Source organism: Bacillus sp. NMCC4 (assembly GCF_002998555.1).
GTDB lineage: Bacteria > Bacillota > Bacilli > Bacillales > Bacillaceae > Bacillus.
This window is the reverse complement of sequence record NZ_PVRA01000002.1, coordinates 17,507-33,488: the sequence shown is the minus strand read 5'-3', so window position 1 is coordinate 33,488 and position 15,982 is coordinate 17,507. Positions and strand designations below refer to the sequence as shown.

General features: G+C 41.5%; 18 protein-coding genes, 1 riboswitch and 1 other annotated feature. Of the genes, 5 read left to right on the top strand and 13 right to left on the bottom strand.

Going from position 1 to position 15,982, the window contains the following annotated elements; translation table 11 throughout:
- Positions 1–46: 46 nt before the first annotated feature.
- The 4 genes from C6Y02_RS04415 to C6Y02_RS04400 all read right to left on the bottom strand — a co-directional run bounded on the left by C6Y02_RS04415 (position 47) and on the right by C6Y02_RS04400 (position 3,455).
- Positions 47–565, bottom strand: a complete 519-nt coding sequence (locus C6Y02_RS04415; RefSeq protein WP_034662966.1) for a PepSY domain-containing protein — start codon at positions 563–565, stop codon at positions 47–49.
- A gap of 93 nt (positions 566–658) precedes the next feature.
- Positions 659–1,348, bottom strand: coding sequence for a PepSY domain-containing protein (locus C6Y02_RS04410; protein ID WP_066030991.1), 690 nt, complete (start codon positions 1,346–1,348; stop codon positions 659–661).
- 67 nt (positions 1,349–1,415) lie between these two features.
- Complete coding sequence (locus tag C6Y02_RS04405) at positions 1,416–2,765, bottom strand: HAMP domain-containing sensor histidine kinase (protein ID WP_060596099.1); 1,350 nt, start codon at positions 2,763–2,765, stop codon at positions 1,416–1,418.
- A 3-nt stretch (positions 2,766–2,768) separates the two neighbouring features.
- Positions 2,769–3,455, bottom strand: a complete 687-nt coding sequence (locus tag C6Y02_RS04400) for a response regulator transcription factor (protein ID WP_060596098.1) — start codon at positions 3,453–3,455, stop codon at positions 2,769–2,771.
- 445 nt (positions 3,456–3,900) lie between these two features.
- Here C6Y02_RS04400 and C6Y02_RS04395 point away from each other — a divergent pair, with 445 nt between their 5' ends.
- From C6Y02_RS04395 to guaD, 3 genes are all read left to right on the top strand, one after another.
- Entirely contained in the window at positions 3,901–4,860 is a 960-nt protein-coding gene (locus C6Y02_RS04395) for a S8 family peptidase (RefSeq protein WP_003210884.1), read from the top strand.
- Positions 4,861–4,972: 112 nt separating this feature from the next.
- Positions 4,973–5,164: riboswitch (cobalamin riboswitch) on the top strand.
- A gap of 153 nt (positions 5,165–5,317) precedes the next feature.
- Positions 5,318–7,606 carry a 5-methyltetrahydropteroyltriglutamate--homocysteine S-methyltransferase gene (gene metE / locus C6Y02_RS04390; protein ID WP_106030751.1) on the top strand — a complete coding sequence of 763 codons (2,289 nt, stop codon included), beginning with the start codon at positions 5,318–5,320 and terminating at the stop codon, positions 7,604–7,606.
- A 138-nt stretch (positions 7,607–7,744) separates the two neighbouring features.
- Positions 7,745–8,215 carry a guanine deaminase gene (guaD, locus tag C6Y02_RS04385; RefSeq protein ID WP_034662982.1) on the top strand — a complete coding sequence of 157 codons (471 nt, stop codon included), beginning with the start codon at positions 7,745–7,747 and terminating at the stop codon, positions 8,213–8,215.
- A gap of 59 nt (positions 8,216–8,274) precedes the next feature.
- Here the strand turns inward: guaD and ohrB are convergent, their stop codons facing one another.
- Positions 8,275–8,691, bottom strand: a complete 417-nt coding sequence (ohrB, locus tag C6Y02_RS04380; protein WP_034662985.1) for an organic hydroperoxide resistance protein OhrB — start codon at positions 8,689–8,691, stop codon at positions 8,275–8,277.
- 161 nt (positions 8,692–8,852) lie between these two features.
- Here ohrB and C6Y02_RS04375 point away from each other — a divergent pair, with 161 nt between their 5' ends.
- Positions 8,853–9,299 (top strand): MarR family winged helix-turn-helix transcriptional regulator, encoded by a 447-nt coding sequence (locus C6Y02_RS04375; RefSeq protein ID WP_034662988.1) that lies wholly within the window; start codon positions 8,853–8,855, stop codon positions 9,297–9,299.
- Between the two features lie 32 nt (positions 9,300–9,331).
- On the opposite strand, the gene C6Y02_RS04370 is transcribed toward C6Y02_RS04375, so the two are convergent.
- The 6 genes from C6Y02_RS04370 to purU form a co-directional block, all read right to left on the bottom strand.
- The gene (locus C6Y02_RS04370; protein WP_060596095.1) at positions 9,332–9,760 is read right to left on the bottom strand and encodes an organic hydroperoxide resistance protein; all 429 of its coding nucleotides are present in this window, start codon (positions 9,758–9,760) and stop codon (positions 9,332–9,334) included.
- Between the two features lie 197 nt (positions 9,761–9,957).
- Positions 9,958–10,092, bottom strand: coding sequence for a hypothetical protein (locus C6Y02_RS04365; protein WP_034662996.1), 135 nt, complete (start codon positions 10,090–10,092; stop codon positions 9,958–9,960).
- A complete protein-coding gene (locus C6Y02_RS04360) occupies positions 10,082–11,218 on the bottom strand; it encodes a Rap family tetratricopeptide repeat protein (RefSeq protein WP_060596094.1) in 1,137 nt (378 codons plus the stop codon). Before C6Y02_RS04360 ends, C6Y02_RS04365 begins: the two co-directional genes overlap by 11 nt.
- A gap of 129 nt (positions 11,219–11,347) precedes the next feature.
- On the bottom strand, positions 11,348–12,595 hold the full coding sequence (locus tag C6Y02_RS04355; protein WP_106030750.1) for a glutamate-5-semialdehyde dehydrogenase: 1,248 nt from the start codon (positions 12,593–12,595) through the stop codon (positions 11,348–11,350).
- Between the two features lie 12 nt (positions 12,596–12,607).
- A complete protein-coding gene (proB, locus tag C6Y02_RS04350) occupies positions 12,608–13,705 on the bottom strand; it encodes a glutamate 5-kinase (RefSeq protein ID WP_106030749.1) in 1,098 nt (365 codons plus the stop codon).
- Positions 13,706–13,760: 55 nt separating this feature from the next.
- Positions 13,761–13,979 (bottom strand) — a binding site (T-box leader).
- Between the two features lie 43 nt (positions 13,980–14,022).
- Positions 14,023–14,925: a formyltetrahydrofolate deformylase gene (purU, locus tag C6Y02_RS04345; RefSeq protein WP_034663009.1), complete on the bottom strand. Its 903-nt coding sequence runs from the start codon at positions 14,923–14,925 to the stop codon at positions 14,023–14,025.
- 162 nt (positions 14,926–15,087) lie between these two features.
- Between purU and C6Y02_RS04340 the strand changes: the two genes are divergently transcribed.
- The gene (locus tag C6Y02_RS04340) at positions 15,088–15,273 is read left to right on the top strand and encodes a hypothetical protein (protein ID WP_060596091.1); all 186 of its coding nucleotides are present in this window, start codon (positions 15,088–15,090) and stop codon (positions 15,271–15,273) included.
- Positions 15,274–15,305: 32 nt separating this feature from the next.
- Here C6Y02_RS04340 and C6Y02_RS04335 read toward each other — a convergent pair whose 3' ends face one another.
- Complete coding sequence (locus tag C6Y02_RS04335) at positions 15,306–15,620, bottom strand: DMT family transporter (RefSeq protein WP_034663013.1); 315 nt, start codon at positions 15,618–15,620, stop codon at positions 15,306–15,308.
- Positions 15,617–15,946: a DMT family transporter gene (locus C6Y02_RS04330; protein ID WP_034663015.1), complete on the bottom strand. Its 330-nt coding sequence runs from the start codon at positions 15,944–15,946 to the stop codon at positions 15,617–15,619. The genes C6Y02_RS04335 and C6Y02_RS04330 overlap by 4 nt, the downstream gene beginning before the upstream one ends.
- Positions 15,947–15,982: the final 36 nt, after the last annotated feature.

Here is a 15,982-nt window from a genome sequence, read left to right as displayed (position 1 = left end):
CCAATGAAAAAACCTTACACATGAAAGTGTAAGGTTTGGTGATGGCTTAATCATCCCATTCTTGCTTCAGGATTTTGCCTGTTTTAGCGGAAATCTCAAAATCAACTTCCTCGCCGTTTGGTGTGGTGATTTCGACTTCATACAAGTACACACCATTTTCTTTATCTAAATCAGAATCTGTGACTGTTCCTTTTACTTTTGCAAGGGCAATTTTTTCAGCCTGCTTTTTAGTGATTTTCACATTCTGTTTCTTTTCTTTGACTGGATCGTTCAGCGCTTTTCCTGTTTTCGCATCGACATATACTTTATATTCAAAGCCGCCTTTTTTAATCTCGACCTCATACACCCATTTTCCTTTTTTACGCTCAAGATCCACATCGTCCACATACCCTTTCACGACTTTTAGGGCTGCTTTTTCAGCTTGTTTCTTTGAGACAAACGATGATTTCTTTTGCACCACCTGCTCGGCGTGTGCTGTTTGATTTGTATTTTGCGCTTGAAGTGTGAAACCACCTGCGACAAGAGTTCCTGTTAATGCTGTAGCTACTAGTACTTTTTTCATCATGTTCATGTCCTCCTCTATTTGATTTCTCCTTTATCTTAAAGAAACAAGATGATAAAGAAAGGAAAGAAACATGAGAAAATCATGAGAAAAGGATTAGTTTTCGTACGTAATACCTTCAATGTCTCCTGTATATGCGTTCACAAGCACCTCTGCCTCACGCCCGTCAGGCAAATCCAGCTCCACCTCAAAGACGAGCATACCGCTAAATGTTTCAAGATCTGCATCATCCACTGTCCCTCCGACTTCTTTTACCGCAATTCGGATGGCTTCTTCAACCGTGATTTTCGTCAGTTTCTTTTCTTTAGAGGTTGGTTTTTTCTTTTCTGCTTCAAGCACCTTAAACGTTTGCTTGTCGACATCGACTTGATATAATTCTTTTTTTGATTGGATCGTAAAGATAAAACGATCTGACTTTTCTTTCTTTTGGATGACAGTACCGCTTACTTTTTTAACAGCCGCTTCCTCTGCCTGGAGCTCAGCATTTTTTTCATTTGGCTTTTGATAGCTTTTGGTCTGTCTGATTTCTTTCATTTGACCGCTTGCAGAAGATGCAATGATTTGATAGATGCCATTTGCATTTTCCAGCGTCAATGTATAGTCCTGTTTATGATTGATTAAATCAATATTTGTAATGTTTCCATTGTAGTCTTTTGCGATGATTTTTTTGATTTCTGCTTCACTTAATATTTTTTGATCAATGGTTTGAATCATGAGCATTGCAAAGGCAGCAAGAACGACGAGACATCCTGCGAGCGCAAGCACCATTTTCGTTTTTCTAGACATGCAGCGCCTCCTTCCTATTTCCTATTTTATAAGGAGTAAATGAGAAATTGATGAGAAAAGACCTATTTTATTTCCGGAAAAGAATGGTCATGGTTGTCCCTTCGCCGATTCGGCTGTCTACCTTCAGCTCAGCTCTATGCTCTTCTGCAATTTGCTTCGCAATTGAAAGACCAAGACCCGTTCCGCCCGTCTCACTGTTTCTTGCTTCATCCACACGGAAAAAGCGGTCAAAGATTTTCGGCAAATCCTCTTCTTTTATGCCAATCCCATGGTCAACGACTGAAATAAACGGCTTCTCTCCCGCCCATCCGCATGTCACATCAACTGGCTCTGTACTATATTTGACCGCATTATCAATCAAGATGGTCAAAAGCTGTTTGATTTTCTCTTCGTCTCCTTCCACAATAAGCGGCTGATCTGTTTGCACATGAGTTTGAATGGTTCGATTGGTGGCCACTTCAAGTGTATGGCATATCTGCTTGCACAAATGACCAAGATCGACTGGCTTCATATCCACATATAGAGGCTGACCATTTTTTGCCAGTGTCAGCAATTGATCTGTCAGCCTTTTCATTTTTTTCGCTTCATCATGAATCGCTTGGGAGGATTCTTCAACAACCTCTGGACGTGTTTGCCCCCAGCGCTTCAGTAAATTACTGTAGCTCATAATGACGGTAATCGGTGTCTTCAATTCATGAGAGGCATCATGCAAGAATTGCTGCTCTTTCTCATAATGCTTCTCGAGGATTTCTGACATTTCATTAAAGGTTTGTCCCATTTGATACAATTCATCCTTTGAATCGCCTGCTAGTTTGATTCGTTTAAACGCCTTCTCCTTCATACTTGCCTTCATGGTGCTCGTCATTCTACTAATAGGGCGTACGATTTGTTTTGTTAAAATGTGGCCAGCAAAATAGGAAAGCACTATAATTAAAACGCCAGCAGCGATTAAAATCATTCTTAATAACGCCAAATTCTCTTCCGTATTTTCGATTTCTTCATATACTTGGAGCGACACAATCTCTCCATTTGTCCAAATAACCGGGATCGCAGCGAACGCAGTCATATGCTTGTTGTATTCTTTGATTTCTGCTGTCTGCCCAGATTCATATGTGAAAGGCAGTGAACTAAACGTTGACTCCTTTGTGACAGTCAGCTTTGATTCACCCGTTTCTGTCACGACACGGATCATGCCATTTTGGGGCAAGTACGCTTTCAGAAGCTCCGAAGATGGAAGACCTTCTTCTTCTGATTTTTTTAAAGCAATGGCGATATTTTCAGCCACCTCAGACAGCCGGGACATATCTTTTTGCGTCAAGGTTATCGAAAAAATAAAATAAATGGCTGTATGAAATAAGAGCACCATTAAAAACAAAGACAACGACGTATAAAGCTGGATCTTATTTTTTAATCTCATTCTTTATCCTTTCATCACATAACCCACACCTCTCACTGTGTGAATCAGCTGTTTTTCGAATGGGTAATCGACTTTTTTTCTTAAATAACGGATATAGACATCCACCACGTTCGTATCACCAAAATAATCAAAACCCCAAACGGCTGTTAAAAGTTGATCTCTTGTGAGCACTTGCTGCTGATGCTTCAGCAAGTGGACAAGCAGATCATATTCTCTCGGTGTGAGTTCAAGCATTTGGCCTGCCCTTTGTATGTCTCTTGTTTTCTCGTTGACAGTCAAATCTGCTATGCTCAGCTCTGTCTCCATCTCTTCTTGCGCATGAATATTCAACCTTAGCTGCGCGCGAATTCGTGCTAATAATTCTTCTATGTCAAAGGGCTTTGTAATATAATCATTCGCCCCAAGATCGAGCCCGCTTACCTTATCAGGAACACTTCCTCTTGCTGTAATCAACATAATAGGTGTCGCTGTATTTGTCTTTCGAACCCTTCTCAGCACTTCAAGACCGCTTAATTCTGGAAGCATGACGTCAAGTAGCACCAAATCGAAGCTTTCTTCTTCAAGAGCCTGAAGTCCATCCATTCCAGTCTCTTTGACTGTCACCTCATATCCTTCATATTCAAGCTCTAGTGACAGCACCCTTGCAATTTTCTTTTCATCTTCGACTACGAGTATCTTCCCTTTATTCATCTCTATCTCTCCTATCTGAAAGGCAAGCTTGTCTTTTCATTATTATATGTTGCCTTTCGCATTTGGAACAGTCACAATCTTCATGTCTATTTTTTATGAAAGAAACATTTATTTTTGAACAAAAACATTATACATACTTTTTATATCGCATTTATTGCTTGATTTCCTTGTTTTTTAGTTTGCCTCTTTTAGTCCTTTTAACCCATTTTCATCTGTACAGGTGCAAACTCACTATGCAGCATATCCTCCTTTTTCATATGATATCAAGAGTTTTCCTCAAAAGTTGAGTTCTTTCGTCAAGAAGTGAGGAGAACTGCACTTTTGATAATAGATTGATTATTTGAAAAATTATTACAATTGACCCTTTCCGATCAAAAGTTTCTTTTATACAATAACATTACGCAGCCTGAATCTACTTTGAAAACAAAATAAGGAGGGCTTTCTTATGAAAGGTGAAATTCGCTTAATTCCGTATGAAGTAAAAGCCAATGTGATGGAAGCGAAAGAGACGCCGGAAAGTATTCAGGAGATTAAAGCACCCGAACTTTGGTCAAGTGGCTTCAAAGGAAAAGGCATAACCATTGCTGTCCTTGATACAGGTTGCGACACGGAGCATCCCGACTTAAAAGATCAGATTATCGGAGGCAAGAACTTTACCGATGATGACAACGGAGATGCTGAAAATGTGAAAGACTACAACGGACATGGCACCCATGTAGCAGGGACGATTGCAGCAACAGATCAAAATGGCGGAATTCTAGGGGTTGCCCCTGAAGCCAAGCTGCTGATCGTGAAAGTTCTTGGCGGTGAAAATGGCAGCGGGAAATACGAATGGATCATTAATGGCATCAACTATGCCGCTGAGCAGAAGGTGGATATTATCTCCATGTCTCTCGGTGGTCCAAGCAATGAGCCCGCCTTGCAGGAAGCCATTCAAAACGCGGTGAAAAGCGGTGTACTTGTTGTGTGCGCAGCAGGAAATGAAGGGGATGGGGACGAGCGTACAGAAGAGTTCTCCTACCCAGCAGCATACAATGAAGTCATTGCCGTCGGCTCTGTCTCCCTTGCAAGAGAATCCTCTGAATTCTCCAATGCCAATAAAGAAATCGACCTCGTCGCTCCAGGAGAAGACATTTTATCCACTCTCCCTAACCATAAATACGGCAGACTCACAGGCACCTCAATGGCCGCCCCTCACGTAAGCGGTGCACTAGCCATTATTAAAAATGCCGAGGAAGAAGCGTTCCAGCGCAAGCTGACAGAGCCTGAGGTCTATGCTCAGCTTGTCAGAAGAACCCTTCCACTGAAGCAGTCGAAAGCCCTCGTCGGTAATGGATTTTTATATTTAACTGCGCCTGATGTCCTTTTAGAAAAAACATTGGAAGCAGATCTTTTATCTCTATAGCTTGAATAAAGGTCCTGAGAATAGATTGAATTTTCTCAGGATTTTTTTAATTAAAATTATTCAAAATTTACTTTGACGAAATGAAGTGGACGTTATATAATCGAACACAATAAATTCATAGTTTGAGAGTCGGTAATTCGATCACACGTCGAATTTTAATTGGGAAGACCGGTGAAAATCCGGCGCGGTCCCGCCACTGTGAGTGAGGAGAGCTTTTCTCATGAATCCACTGTCATAAGGATGGGAAGGATGAAAAGCTTGCAGATTCACCAGCCAGGATACCAGCCGCTCTATCACATCAAACCCCCTACGGTTGATAGGAGATGTCGGAAAAAGCGTCAGTTATGCTCACGCCTTATTTCGCACACACATTTTGTCTTTTTAAACCAGACATTTGCCCTCATCAATCTTCGCCATGAGTGTAAATGTCTTTTTATATTTAGAGGAGGAATTGGAATTGACAATTGTTAAAACAAGTAATCTAGGTTTTCCGCGAATTGGTTTAAACAGAGAATGGAAAAAAGCACTTGAGTCTTATTGGAAGGGTCAAACAGACCGCGAAACCCTCTTAAGCACACTGGATGAACAATTTTTAACGGCCATTAAAACGCAAATTGATCAACAAATTGATGTTGTTCCTTCTGGAGATTTTACCTTCTACGATCACGTGCTCGATACTGCTGTCATGTTCAATTGGATTCCAGAGCGCTTCCGCAGCTTAAAAGACCCGCTAGATACATACTTTGCGATGGCAAGAGGAACAAAAGATGCTGTCTCAAGTGAAATGACAAAATGGTTTAATACAAACTATCACTACATCGTTCCAGAATACGAAAAAAGCACCGAATTCAAACTCACACATAACAAACCGCTTGAAGCTTACGAAAAGGTGAAAACGGCGTTTAGTGTTGAAACAAAACCTGTTGTACTTGGTCTTTATACATTTGTCTCACTTTCTAAAGGCTATGAACCAAATGAAGTAAAAGAGATTCAGCAGCGTCTCGTGCCGCTTTATACTCAGGTTTTAAAAGAACTTGAAGAAGCTGGCGTCAAATGGGTTCAAATTGATGAGCCAGCACTTGTCACCGCTTCATATGAAGACGTGAAAGCCGTAAAAGAAATCTATCAAACGATTAAAGAAGCCGTACCTGCCTTAAACATTCTTCTTCAAACATACTTTGATTCAGTAGATGCCTATGAAGAGCTTGTCACATATCCTGTTGAAGCCATCGGTCTTGATTTTGTCCATGATCAAGGGCGCAATCTTGATCAAGTGAAAAAGCATGGCTTCCCGAAAGATAAAATTTTAGCAGCAGGCGTCATTGATGGAAGAAATATTTGGAGATCAGATCTTGGAGAAAGATTGTCATTCATTTCTGAGGTCATTGCTGACGCTCAGCCGAAGGAAGTATGGCTGCAGCCATCAAGCAGTTTGCTGCATGTACCAGTTGCAAAACACCCAAGCGAACAGCTTGAAGAGAAACTATTAAACGGACTGTCTTATGCCACTGAAAAGCTGGATGAATTAACAACATTAAAAGAAGGCTTAACAAAAGGAGCCGCAGCGATTGAAGCCGCCATCAATGAAGCCACGCAAGCACTTCTTACTTTAAAAGAATTTGCAAAAGGAACCAATGCGGATTTCACAGCAGAACGCAACAATCTTTCATCGAAAGACTTTAAACGTCCAGCTGCCTTTGAAGAGCGCCTTCGTATCCAAAACGAATCTCTTGAACTGCCGCTTTTGCCAACAACAACCATTGGCAGCTTCCCGCAGTCTGCTGAAGTGCGCAGTGCTCGTCAAAAATGGCGTAAAAATGAGTGGACAGATGCAGAATATGATGAATTTATTAAGAAAGAAACAAAAAGATGGATTGATATTCAGGAGGAAATCGGTCTGGACGTTCTCGTACATGGAGAATTCGAACGTACAGACATGGTTGAATACTTCGGTGAGAAGCTAGCCGGATTTGCCTTTACGAAATTTGCTTGGGTACAATCCTACGGATCACGCTGCGTGAAGCCGCCAATCATTTATGGAGATGTCGAGTTTACAGCGCCAATGACCGTGAAAGAGACGGTTTACGCACAAAGCTTAACGGAGAAAAAGGTCAAAGGAATGCTGACAGGACCTGTCACCATTTTAAACTGGTCTTTCCCAAGAACAGATATTTCCCGGAAAGACATTGCCTTCCAAATCGCTTTCGCATTACGTAAAGAGGTAGAAGCGTTAGAAGAAGCAGGGATTCAAGTTATTCAAGTGGATGAACCTGCGCTAAGAGAAGGTCTTCCACTCAAAGAAAGTGAATGGGCAGAATATTTAAACTGGGCAGCAGAGTCGTTCCGACTATCAACATCATCTGTTCAAAATGAAACGCAAATTCATACACATATGTGCTACAGTAACTTCGAGGATATTGTCGATACGATCGAAGACCTTGATGCCGACGTAATTACGATTGAACATTCACGCAGTCATGGCGGATTCCTCGATTACTTAGAAAAGCATCCGTATTTGAAAGGACTTGGACTTGGTGTATATGACATTCATAGCCCGCGCGTTCCATCTGTCGAAGAAATGAGTCAAATCATTGATGATGCGCTGAACGTATGTCCGACAGATCGCTTCTGGGTGAATCCTGACTGTGGTCTAAAAACGAGACAAGAGCCTGAAACCATTGCTGCTTTGAAAAACATGGTGACGGCTGCTGAAGTCGCTCGTAAAAAGCTGGCGCAGCATGCATAATTGATTCCCTCTCCCCTGCCGAACATGGCGGGGGTTTTTATGCGCAGATTGTCCTGTTTGACCATCTACTAGGATGTTTCCTTTTCAAGCATGATTCGTTTATACTAGAGAAGTCAGTCGAACAAAGGGAGGAAGACAATGAATCACGAAGATTTTTTACAACGCGCAATTGATCTTGCAGTAGAAGGAGTCAATAGTGGTACTGGCGGCCCTTTTGGAGCAGTCATTGTCAAGGATGGACAGATTATTGCAGAAGGAAGCAACAATGTGACAACAACAAATGATCCAACCGCACATGCAGAAGTCACAGCTATTCGAAAGGCGTGCCAGACGCTACATACATACCAATTAGAAGATTGTATTTTATATACAAGCTGTGAGCCTTGCCCGATGTGCCTTGGCGCTATTTACTGGGCTAGACCAAAAGCCGTGTATTTTGCTGCTGGACATCAGGATGCAGCGACTTCTGGTTTTGATGACTCGTTTATTTATGAAGAAATCAACAAGGATTACGAATCAAGAAATATTCCATTTTACCAGCTGACACTTCAAAAAACCCTTGCACCGTTTGAAGCTTGGGAAACATACGAACAAAAGAAAGAATATTAAAAAAAGACACCTGCTTACCAGCAGGTGTTTCTGATTTTCAGCGTGATAGAAAACCTTTTTTATTCAGCCACTTCAAGCTCTACTTCGATGTTCCCTCTTGTTGCTTTTGAATATGGACAGAATTCATGCGCAGCCTCGACAAGCTCTCTCGCTTTGTCATGGTCAAGGCCTTTTGCAGACACAATCAGCTTGACACCAAGCTTAAAGCCGCCATCACTTTCATCTTTTAAAAGACTGACATGTCCTTCTACTTCCGATTCAATGTCTATCCCTTGCTTCTTCGCTACTTGTTCAAGCGCCCCTCCGAAACAAGCTGCATAGCCGGCTGCAAATAATTGCTCTGGATTCGTACCAGTTTCTCCGTCTTTCTTTGCATTAGGCATGACAATGTTATGATCGAGTACACCATCTTCTGAACGAACATGTCCAGCTCTTCCATGCTGCGCCTTTACTTTTGCTGTGAATAATGGTTTCATCTTCATCTCCTCCTTTATCTATTTATTCTTTTCACGTTCTATCCATTTCTCAAACATTTATCGCACATTAAAGAATTTTTCATTTTTGGGCTGTATTTATTTTAAAAAGGAAGAAAATCTTATACAATAATAAGTATGACAAAAAATAGTTGGTGACTGACATGACAAATGAATTCGAGCATATGAAGCTGGAAAATCAGCTTTGTTTCTTGTTATATGCAAGTTCAAGAGAGATGACGAAGCAATATAAACCGTTATTAGAAGAGTTAGACATTACGTATCCGCAATATTTGGCACTGCTTTTATTGTGGGAGCATGGGACATTAAATGTGAAAACGATGGGAGAGCTTTTATATTTAGACTCCGGTACACTCACACCTATGCTGAAACGGATGGAGCAAAACGGACTCATCATCCGCGAGCGCTCGAAAGAGGATGAACGTTCTGTGCAAATTCGTTTAACGGAATATGGCGAACAACTAAAAGAGAAGGCTACTGCGATTCCATTTCATATGCTGTCTGGGACAGGCAGATCGGAAGAAGAGTTAAAAACGCTGCGCGCCTCTTTGCATGAGCTTTTGCAAAAATTAACACAACCAAAAGGCTGAGGGAACATTCCCTCAGCCTTTTATGATGTCAATTATTGTGCGACAGCTACTAGTTCTACTTCGATATTTCCTTGAGTTGCTTTTGAATATGGGCATACGCCATGTGCTTTATGAACAAGCTCATCTAATGCTGATTGCTCGATTCCAGTTCCTTTTACTTCTAGCTTAACGCCTAGTTTGAAGCCGCCATCTGAACTATCTTTCACTAAGCTCACATGTGCTGTTACTTCACTTTCAAAACGGATACGCTCTTGTCTCGCGACCATTTGAAGGGCTGAATCAAAACATGCAGAGTAGCCTGCTGCGAATAATTGCTCTGGATTTGTTGCTTTTTCAAGTTTTTTCGCTCTTGGTGTTCCAGGCATTGCTACATCATGCTCAAGCACACCATCGGTTGAAACAACCTTTCCTTCTCTTCCTCCGACAGCTGATACCGTTGCAGTAAATAAAACATCTGACATGAATATAACCCTCTTTCTCTCTAATAATATTTTCTACAATTGAATTGTACACAATTTAAATTCAAGAGTCAATGAATAAACACTCTTTTTCTAAGATTTCCTTCTCACTTCTATTTTATGAGCATGTCACGCAGATTCATTGTTAGACAGTAAAAAAAGCCCTTGAATAAGGGCTTTCAGATTGTTGACAAGAGCTTTTAGATGATGTCATGCTGCGCATTTGGTTGTTCTAGCGTATGGTTTCTGTTATCCGGGTCGGCATTTGCTGCTGCCAGCCATAACGCCAGGATGGTGATGCTTGTACAGACGACTGCCCATTTTTTAAAATTCATATAAACAATCCCCTCTCTGAATATAGATTCGAGCATGTTCCGCTTCTCCGTAGAACATGGAAGATTTTTCATAATCTCCCATTTCATTATAATACTTTGCGGTGTCTAATGCCAGCTCCTCTATATCTGGATATGCATAGGCAGACTCTAAAAAATGAAAAATTCGTTTAATATGCTCCGCATCTTGCTTTAAATACAATGCTTCTAAAAATATCGTCTTCTGAATATGAATATCATCCTGAAGTGCTTCTGCTCGCTTCATACATTCTTCTCTGTAGTGTAAGGCTTCTTCGTGTTTACCTTGTTTGTATAATATCTGAGCGGCGGTATAAAGAGGGTCTATAGATCGACGAAGGTGATCGGATTGATTTTGGTCAAATAACGAGATGGATTCTTTCATTAGTTCGAGTGCGCGGTCAAGATCTCCCATTCGGTAATAACTGTTGCCCATATTAAACAAAGAGGAAGCAATAAAACGCACATTCTGAAAGTCTCTTGATCTCGCAAGCGCTCTCTCGAGATGTGGTAATGCCTTTTCATGCCTTCTCATATCATCATAGTTACCGGCCACAATAAATTCGCATTGGATCGTGCGAAGCGCATATAGCTCATGTTGAATATAGACATCCAGCGCCAGTTTGGCATGGTGCATCGAGATATGTGTTTGTTTCATGTGATAATATATTTCTGACATTTTAAAATGAAATTCCGCACGTTCAATATCATCTGACACAAAAGAAAGCTTGTGCTCTGCCTTTTGATAAGACGAGATGGCAGCAATATACTGCCTACGGCCAAATTCATACATGCCTCTGAAAAAATGATAGTAGTATTCAAGCATGCCTGTGACATGTGTTTGATGCTCATCTATTTCTTTCGAAAGCTCGGAAAAGTTGGCGCGAAGCTTTCCTTCCTTTAATGGCTTTAAGTAATCGAGCATGACCTCATGCCTGAATTCCATTAAAGAAAAATAGAGAAGCAAATTCTGATCTTCTTCCATTGAATCAAGAGAGGTGCGAATTTCCTGCTTTAATTGTTCTGCTTGTTCTGAATCAAATCTGCGGATTAATTCATACCACTTGTTGATTTTCACTCCAATATCCGAAGAGGGAATGATTTTCGCCATACGTTGCCTTCTCCAATCTTCTCAAAATATAAAACATTACCATATTTTATCATACTTGACCGAAGAAATACAAAAATGAAATGAAAGGAAAAAGAGAGCCTGCTGTCACAAGACTCTCTTTTGAATTCGTTATTCTCTTATTTGTCCTTGACCACGAATGACAAATTTTTCAGAGGTTAAAGCCGGCAGACCCATCGGCCCTCTTGCATGCAGTTTTTGTGTGCTAATCCCTATTTCTGCTCCGTAGCCAAATTCAAAGCCATCTGTGAACCGAGTAGAAGCATTATGATAGACAGCGGCAGCGTCGACAGCTGTTAAGAAAAGTGAAGCATGCTGATCATTTTCTGTAATGATCGCTTCAGAGTGCTTGGAGCTATACGTTTGAATATGCTGAATCGATTCTTCTATGCTCTCTACGATTTTAATACTGACAATCGGCGCTAAAAACTCTGTTTCATAGTCCTCTTTTGTCGCTAATGAAGCACTAGGCGCAAGGGCACATACGGCTTCATCGCCCCGTATCTCTACCCCATTTGCATGCAGGGCTTCAAATAACGAAGCGCCATATGTTTTTGCCCATGTTTCATGAATGACAATGCTCTCAATCGCATTGCAAACAGATGGCCTTTGGGTTTTAGCATTCAGCACAATCTGCTCAGCCATTTCGTTTTTCGCTGTTTCATCAATATAGATATGACAGTTCCCTGCACCTGTCTCAAGCACTGGCACGGTAGACTCTCTCACGACAAGATCAATTAAATTTTTCCCGCCGCGCGGAATAAGGACATCCAGATATTCATTTAAAGTGAACAGCGTTTTCGCCGTTTCACGGCCTGTATCTTCAATCAATTGCACACTGTCTACGGGAATATCCGTTGTCTGAAGCGCTTCATGGATCACCTTGACAATCGCTTTATTACTATGAATGGCAGAGGAGCTCCCGCGAAGAATAACAGCATTCCCAGTTTTGAGGCAAAGGGTGGCAGCATCTACTGTCACGTTTGGCCTTGCTTCATAAATCATTCCAACCGTTCCGAGAGGCACACGCACCTTTTCGATGAACAGACCGTTTTCTTTTTGAATGGTTTCTAATGTTTCACCAATTGGGTCTTTTAAGTGAATCAGCTGAAGAGTAGCGTCTGCAATGGCGTCAATTCTCTCTTCTGTGAGTGTAATCCGGTCAATAACAGAAGGCGTGAACTGATTTTCCTCAGCAGCCTGAACATCCTTTTTATTCTCCCCCAATAAATAAGCGGAAGATGCTTTAAGTGCAGTTGCGATGGCATGTAAAGCTGCATTTTTTTGCTCCGTCGTTTTTAGCAGCAGCTGATCTTTGGCTGTACTTGCTTTTTTTGCTTTTTCAAGAACTTCATTCATCGTATTCCCTCCTCAGTTTTGTACATGCTGTACCCAGTGATCTCTGTGTATAACCTCAGGCTTCTCATTTGAAAGCTCATCACTTCGCATCCCTTTAATGCCGAGAAGCTCATCGGATGCGTACAAGGTTTGTCCTTTACCTACTAGTCCGTTCGGACCGACGACTTCAACGACCTCTCCTTTAGAAAAGTCACCAGCGACATCAATGACGCCAGCTGGAAGAAGACTTCTGCCATGATGCAAAATCGCCGCTTCTGCTCCTGCATCTATCATGATTTTGCCAGAAACGGGTGAATGGAATTGAATCCATTGACGGCGGTTGTTGATCGCTGATAAGTCCTGTTCTCCGATATACGTTCCGTCTCCTTGACCCGCTAGAATATGAAGCAGCTTATCTTCACCAGTACCTGTGCCAATGAAGACTTTCACGCCTAGTGAAAGTGCCGTTTGTGCAGCAGACAGCTTTGATTTCATCCCGCCTGTTCCCACCTTTGAGCCTGTGCTCTTCGCATATGAAAACAATTCTTCTGAAATGTGTGTTAGTACATCAAAACGCTTCGCCTCAGGATGCTCATTTGGATTTGCATTATAAATTCCATTTATGTCTGTTAAGATGATCAATTGGTCTGCATGAATTAATCCACTGACAAGAGCTGACAGCATGTCATTATCCCCAAAGGTAAGCTCCTCGATCGAAACTGAATCGTTTTCATTGATAATTGGTAAAATTTTTCTTTCCAGCAGCTCCATCATCGTTGCGTAAGCATTTCGATATCTTGTTCGATCTGAAAAGTCATTACGGGTTAAAAGCATTTGTGCAGGTGTCATGTGAAACTGTGAAAATAGCTCTGTATATTTCTGCATTAACAAGCCTTGACCAACGGCAGCTGCTGCCTGTTTCCCCTTTAAGGTCACAGGTCTTGATGGATACCCTAAGCTGCCAAACCCTGCTGCAACGGCTCCTGATGAAATTAAAATGATTTCATGCCCAGCCTCTTTCAGTTTTGCTATCGCTTTCACATGATCCTGCATTTTTTGTTCATCAATGGCTCCTTTTTGCTCTGTTAATGAACTGCTGCCAATTTTGATGACGATCCTTTGCTTTTTCATTATTGATTCCCTCCGCTATACCTTTAGGCACAAAAAAATCCCTTTTTCTCCTTGTTTAAAGGACGAAAAGGGATTTTCCGTGGTACCACCTTCATTGAATAAGCATACATCTAGCTTATTCCACTCAACTCCTGTAACGCCAGGCACGCGCTTAGATTTTTCCTCTAAGGCTCAAAGGGCAGGTTCAGCAGCTGTCTGCGGCAAATGTTTCAGCATGTCATTTGCTCTCTTTACGCATCAGTTCCTGCTTACTATTCCTTTTCAACGCTCGTTAATTTTTTTATATTATCACCAATTGCTCAGGAAAAGTCAAGCCGTCAATTAAATACAATCGTTTTATTCTCATGCACAATTATTCGATCTTCTAGATGCCATTTGACGGCACGTGCTAGCACACTCCGCTCAATTGTTCGGCCAATATTTTTTAATGCTTCTGCATCATCCCGGTGATCTACACGCTCAATATCCTGTTCAATGATCGGTCCTTCGTCTAAATCATTGGTCACATAATGAGAAGTCGCGCCAATTAATTTGACTCCCCGTTCATATGCCCGCTTATATGGATTTGCACCAATAAACGCTGGCAGAAAAGAATGATGAATATTAATGATTTTGTTCGGGTGCTGTTCAATAAATTCAGGCGTTAAAATTTGCATGTATCTAGCAAGCACAATGGCATCAATATCATACTCTTCTAATAATGCGAGCTGCTGTTTTTCCGCTTCTTTGCGAATGTCTTTGTTCGCCTTCACAAAATGGAACGGGATTCCAAGCGATTCTACTGTATCTTTTGCCGTTTCATGATTGCTGATCACGACCGCAATTTCAGCCATGACATTTCCACTTTGCCATTCCCATAGCAGCTCATGTAAACAATGAAGCTCTTTTGACACAAAGATCGCCAGCTTTTTAAGCTCACTTGCACGCGACATGCTCCACGTCATTTGAAATGATGCTGCAATTGGCTCAAACTGATGCTTCAGCTGATCCATATTTGCCGAGATGTCTTTCCAATCAAATTCAATTCTTAAAAAGAACCGGCCGCTTTCATGATCTGTTGTGTATTGGCTGGATTCAATGATATTCGCTCCGTGCTCAAATAAAAAGGAAGAAACAGCTGATACAATTCCAGGCTGATCCGGACAGCTGACAAGCAACCTTCCTTTTTGCTCATGCTTTTGTCTGTGTAATTCAAGTTTCTCTGTTATCAAAGTTCTCATGTATCATGACCTCATTTACGTTTTCATTCTAATGAAATATTATACTGGACTGGAAAGAGAAAAAGCAATGTAGAGTCCTGTTTTTTATTGAATATTCATTCAATTCTGCACCTGGCATGATATAATGTGAATAGACCTTTTATCATAAAAGGAGTGATGGAGATGAAAAGTATGACCTTGTTTGGTAAAGTGAGCTTTTGGCTCGGCATCGTTTGTCTGATCACAGGTATTTCCCTTTTTATAGCCGGTGAAAGACTCATTCCTTTTCTCACATTTGGTGTGTGTTTTCTGCTTGCGAGCCAGCTTTACCGCAAAAATGAAAACGATTCCAATCATCATTCAATGTAACAAAAGGCTGGCATCTATCTGCCAGCCTTTTGTTATTCAATGATTTTCAATCCTACTGCCGCAGATAAAATCAGGGCGATGAAGAAAATACGTTTTGCGTCTTTCGACTCTCCGTAAAACAGCATACCGACCATGGCGCCTCCAGCAGCTCCGATTCCAGTCCAAATAGCGTACGCCGTTCCCATCGGAATCGTATTCATCGCAAGAGACAGCATCAGAAAGGACATCGAAAAGCCAGCTGCAATGAATAAAATCCATTTGACATGCCGGTCTTTTTGGAATTGATTCATCATGGTCACACAAAGCATTTCTAAGATGCCTGCTCCAATGAGTAAAAGCCAGCTCATGATTCAGCCTCTCCCTTCTTTTCACCTGTTGTCAGCTTCAGTCCTAATACACCGCACAAAAGCATGACAATCAAAAGCAGTTTGACAAGCTGAACCGGCTCACCAAGCACCATGCCTATGAGGACGGTACCTGCTGTCCCAAGCCCGGTAAAAACGGCATAAAGTGTGCCAACTGGCAGTACACTTGTTGCTTTCATGAGTAAATAAAAGCTCACAATAATACAAACGATGGTTGCGCCCCATTCTATGAGCGAGTGGGCATATTTCAGCCCCATCACCCAGCCGACCTCAAAGATGGCCGCAATAAAGACATTTCCCCATTTCATCTGATCTTCTCCTTTCTGAACGATTCCAACCAACAA